Source organism: Pseudomonas sp. RIT778, from assembly GCF_019718735.1.
Lineage (GTDB): Bacteria > Pseudomonadota > Gammaproteobacteria > Pseudomonadales > Pseudomonadaceae > Aquipseudomonas > Aquipseudomonas aphyarum.
In genome coordinates, this window is sequence record NZ_JAIHBA010000070.1 from 1 (window position 1) to 4,451 (window position 4,451).

Consider the following 4,451-nt stretch of genomic DNA (forward strand, 5'->3'; position numbering starts at 1 on the left):
GAACTCAGGCTTTGGTCATCCTCGCCCGTAAGCTTTGCCGGGTGGCATTCGCCCTCATGAAAAATCAGAGCGAATACCAACCGAATCTAAGATTGCAGGGTTCCCCTGCAACATAGAATCTCCCACAGGGTTCTCTGGTGCACACAGGATTTGTGCTCGCTATTGATACCTGTGGGAGCGGCGGTGCGACGATTCGACTTGCCCGCGAAGGCGATAGCTCAAGCGCCGAGGCGCTTAAGGTTTGTCCTTCACCGTGTCGGCGACTTGGGGCACTTGCGGCAACGCCGCACCTTTTGGCCAGAGCATCCAGATCTGCCCTTGCTGCTTCATGTCGCCGGCCAGTTGCCCGGCGGCATCGCCGGTGCCCCAGAACAGATCCGCACGAACTTCGCCGGCAATCGCGCCGCCGGTGTCTTGCGCAGCCACCGGGCGTACCAGTGCCGTGCCGTCCGGGCGGGTGGTCGACAGCCACAACAGGCTGCCCAGCGGAATCACCTTGCGATCCACCGCCGCGCTGTAACCGGCGGTCAGCGGCACATTCAGCGAGCCGCGCGGGCCTTCGTTGCTGTCCGGGTTGCGGGTGAAGAACACGTAGCTCGGGTTGCTCGCCAGCAGTTCCGGAATGCGCGACGGGTTGGCCTTGGCCCAGTTGCTGATCGCTCCCATGGTCACTTCTTCTTTTTTCAACTCGCCCTGTTCCACCAGCCAGCGGCCGATCGGCCTGTACGGATGACCGTTCTGGTCGGCGTAGGCGATGCGTAGCTGGCGACCGTCATCGGTCTGGATCCGCCCCGAACCCTGAATCTGCAGAAATTGCAGGTTCATCGGATCGGTCAGCCACGCCACGACCGGCGCCTTGACGCCCTGGCTTTCGATGGTTGCCGCATCGTCGTAAGGCTTGAGCACACGACCTTCGAGGCGGCCGCGCAGGCGCTTGCCTTTCAGCTCCGGGTAAATGCTGTCCAGCGACACAATGATCATGTCTTCGGGCACGCCGTACACCGGCACGTTGGCGGTGGCGGTTTGCGTCAGGCTGCCGGGGTAGACCGGTTCGTAATAGCCGGTGATCAGACCGTTGGGGTTGTCGTTCTCGGCGCGCAGACCGAACACGTCGAGGTTCTGCTTGAGGAAGGCGCGGATGTCGCCGGCTTTTTGCGGCACGTTGGCGGCTGCCGCACAGGTCGCGCCCCAGACCGGGTCAGCCTTGAGCCGGGTGCAGGCGCTGCGCCACGAACCGAAACCGGCCACCAGGTCGCTATCGGACACTGCCGGCAGGGCTTCCCAGGTGGCGCTGGAATACGTGGCCAGGGCGTGGGTTTTCGGCTTGGCGCTGTCGCCACCGGTGCAGCCGGCGAGGATTGCCAGCAGCGGGAGGGTCGCGATAAGCGGATGACGCCAGGCCTTGAAACGGCTGTTCATGGAGAATTTCCTATGCCGGTTGCAGAAGTGCTCCATGCGCTCAAGCAACCCTTATTGTTAATAGGGCTATTGGTGTTTGGCGGTGACCCGAGGATACTGGCCGCCGATTTCCGTGACCTGAAGCCACCATGACTCTTAAAAGAATTTCTGTTGTATTGCTGGCCTGTCTGACCTTGTCCGCCTGTGGCGGTGTCGACCCGAACTCCCCGCTGGGTCAGCGCAAGGCGATCTTCAAGCAGATGCTCAAGACCGGCGAAGACCTGGGTGGCATGCTGCGCGGACGCATTGCCTTCGACGGGCCGAAATTTGCGGAAGGTGCGGTCAAGCTCGATGCGTTGTCCCATGAGCCGTGGAAGCATTTCCCGCAGGTGCGCGAAGAAGATCACACCAGCGCCAAGGACGATGTCTGGCAGAAACAGGCCCGCTTCCAGGAAATGGCCCGCACCCTTGAAACGGCCACCGGTGAACTGGTGATCGCCAGCAAGGTTCAACCCTACAAGGCCAGTAACCTGGGGCCGGCCGTGCAGAAAGTCGAAGATGCCTGCAGTGCCTGCCACAAAGAGTTTCGCGACCACTGATGTTCAAGGGATCACAGCTTGGCCGTGATCCCCGGCTTTCTCACTTGTCGAGTTCGTCCAGCGCGTCCTGCAATTCCTTGCGCGATTCGGCGAGCTTGTTCTTGCGCTTGTCGATCTTCTCCGGATCGCCTTTCTTCATGGCCTTGTCCAGATCAGCCTGACGCTTGCTCACTTCGTGCTTGGCGTCGAGCACCTTGTTTTCGCGTTCTTTCTTCAGGCCGGCGTCGGTGCAGTGTTCGGTGACTTCGCGCAGGGCGGTTTCGAGGCCGGCCTGCTGGTCGGCGTTGCCGCGGGACTTGGCCTGTTCGATCTGGTTGACGATGCCCTGCTTCTTGGCGGCACAACCGGTCAGGCCCGGCGCGTCTTCGTCGGCCATCACGGGGGCGGCGAGGACTGCGCAGAAAGACAGCAGGGCGAGCGGTGCGAGAAATTTCATAAAAGCTCCATGTGCAAAGGCAATCGGGTCGGTGAAGCACTGCGCTGTTGGAGCGCTCCGGCGGACATTGGGTTCCCGGCGGGCCGGGGATCGCGTGTTCAGAAGCCGTCGACGCCGGCGGCTTGCAAGGTTTCACTCAGGGCCAGTACCTGCGGGTCACGAAAAAAGGCGCTCAATTGCGCCGCGCGACCCGGGCCGATTCCGGCTTCTGCCTGCCATTGTTCGGTGTTGCGTTGTGCCAGCGTCTGCCATGAATCGGCGAGTGTTGCCTGACCGGTCGGTGGCAGCCCCAGGGCTTTGAGCCACTGCAGGAACGGCCGTTGGCGGGCGCTGTGAAAACTGTGCAGCAGGCGGGCACTGCTGCGCTCGCCGAGACCGGCAATGTTAGCAAGCTCCGGCCCGTCGAGGGTCAACCAATCCAGCAGGCTGTTCAGGCGGCCTGTTTCCAGAAGTTTCTCCCAGGTGCCGCGACCGACATGGGGCAGGGCCAGCCCCTGCTTGCCGCTGAGCCAGGTCAGGCGCGCGAGGAACTGACTCTCGCAGCCCGGCGTCGGTTGCCAGCAGCTCAGGGCGTGAAAGTCGCTGGCGAGCGGAATGGTCAGATCGGCGCGTTCGGTACTGCGCAGCACCACGCTGTCAAGGCGCGGAATCGTCAGCCCGGCCAGGCTGATTGCGACCTGATCGCCGGGGCGAATGTCCAGCTCCTGCCAACGCCTGAGCGAACTGACGCTGACCCGTTTGATCTGCCGGTCATCGAGCATCACCGGCGACAGTTCGAGCACTGGTGTAATGCGCCCGGTGCGGCCGATCTTGAAGTTCACCTTGCGCACATCGGCCAGCGCCTGGGCGAAAGGGTACTTCCAGGCGACAGCCCAGTAGGGCGGACGGGCCTGCCAGCGCTCCGCCGGTGGCCGCAGGCTCTGACGCAGGACGACCCCATCCGTGGCGAATGGCAGTGGCGAGCGATACCAGTGATCGCGCCAGTGTTGCGCTTCGTTCAGGCTGGCGACGGCCTGGCTGTAGGGTTCCGTGGTAGGAAAACCGAATTGCGCCAGAGCGGCGATCCGCTCGGGTAATTCGTTCGGCCCTTGCGGCCAGTCCCAGACAAACAGCCCGATGCCGGCGGCGTGTTCCGCGTCGAGATCCTTGCGCCCCAGCAGCCCGGCCACGGTGGCGCGGGCGTTGGCGCTGCCGGCAAGTGCTTGTTTATGTCCGCTCAAGCGCCAATAGAGTTCGCCTTGCACCAGCAGATCCTGCGGTTGCGTCAGCTGTTGCGGAATGGCTCCGATCTTTTTTGCTGAAGTCGTCCAGTCCTGCCCGCGAACTCCATCCCCGCGACTGATCGCCTGATGCAGTCGACCGTCGCGATAGATCAGGGTCACCGCTACGCCATCGATCTTGGGTTGTACCCAGACGCTTTGGCGGTCGCGTAACCAGGTGGCGATGTCCGCCGCATCGTGAAGTTTATCCAGGCCGGTGTGTGCGACAGGGTGCGCAACCGGGCCGGATGCGGTGCGCAACGGCTCGGGCGGTGAGTGAAGTTTGAAGCACCGGCGCCATTGGTTCAGGCGCAGGCGGGACTGATCGTAGAGCTCATCCGCGATCACCGAGCGGCCTTCGCGATGATAGGCGTCGTCCCAGCGATCGATCTGTTGTTGCAGGGCGGCGACTTCGCTTGATGCCCGGGCGGCGGCCCAGTCGGGGCAGTCGGCAGCGAAGGTGTTGAGGTGGAAAAACGGCAGGAAAAACAGAATCAGGCGAAATGTGGCAAGCATTGTGAGCGTCCTTGCTCAGGGAGAAACTTGAAGGCTAGGCGAGGATCCGTTCTTGAGAGAGGTGGGTGTTTTGCGAGCTGTTTCCATTCTGAATGTGGTGTCGCTGATTCGGGCCTCTTCGCGAGCAAGCTCGCTTGTATGTTTAGACTTGAAGGGGTGGGCGGGACTAAAAGCTCGATTCCGACTCTAGCCAGTACGGACCGTGGGAGACTTCTCGTCCCGCCCTTTCTACCTAAAGCGCCG

At 62.4% G+C, this 4,451-nt stretch carries 4 protein-coding genes and 1 pseudogene; 2 read left to right on the forward strand and 3 right to left on the reverse strand.

The annotated features are described in order from the left end of the window. A pseudogene (locus K5E37_RS29535) lies at positions 1–116 on the forward strand (IS110 family transposase); the annotation flags it as partial. 118 nt (positions 117–234) lie between these two features. Here the strand turns inward: K5E37_RS29535 and K5E37_RS29195 are convergent. Beyond that, positions 235–1,419, reverse strand: coding sequence for a murein transglycosylase A (locus K5E37_RS29195; protein WP_221535818.1), 1,185 nt, complete (start codon positions 1,417–1,419; stop codon positions 235–237). Between the two features lie 128 nt (positions 1,420–1,547). Here K5E37_RS29195 and K5E37_RS29200 point away from each other — a divergent pair, with 128 nt between their 5' ends. Further along, positions 1,548–1,997, forward strand: coding sequence for a cytochrome c (locus K5E37_RS29200; RefSeq protein ID WP_085608888.1), 450 nt, complete (start codon positions 1,548–1,550; stop codon positions 1,995–1,997). Between the two features lie 40 nt (positions 1,998–2,037). Here K5E37_RS29200 and K5E37_RS29205 read toward each other — a convergent pair whose 3' ends face one another. Continuing rightward, a complete protein-coding gene (locus tag K5E37_RS29205; protein ID WP_221535819.1) occupies positions 2,038–2,433 on the reverse strand; it encodes a DUF1090 domain-containing protein in 396 nt (131 codons plus the stop codon). A 98-nt stretch (positions 2,434–2,531) separates the two neighbouring features. After that, positions 2,532–4,208: an NAD-dependent DNA ligase LigB gene (ligB, locus tag K5E37_RS29210; RefSeq protein ID WP_221535820.1), complete on the reverse strand. Its 1,677-nt coding sequence runs from the start codon at positions 4,206–4,208 to the stop codon at positions 2,532–2,534. Positions 4,209–4,451 lie beyond the last annotated feature (243 nt).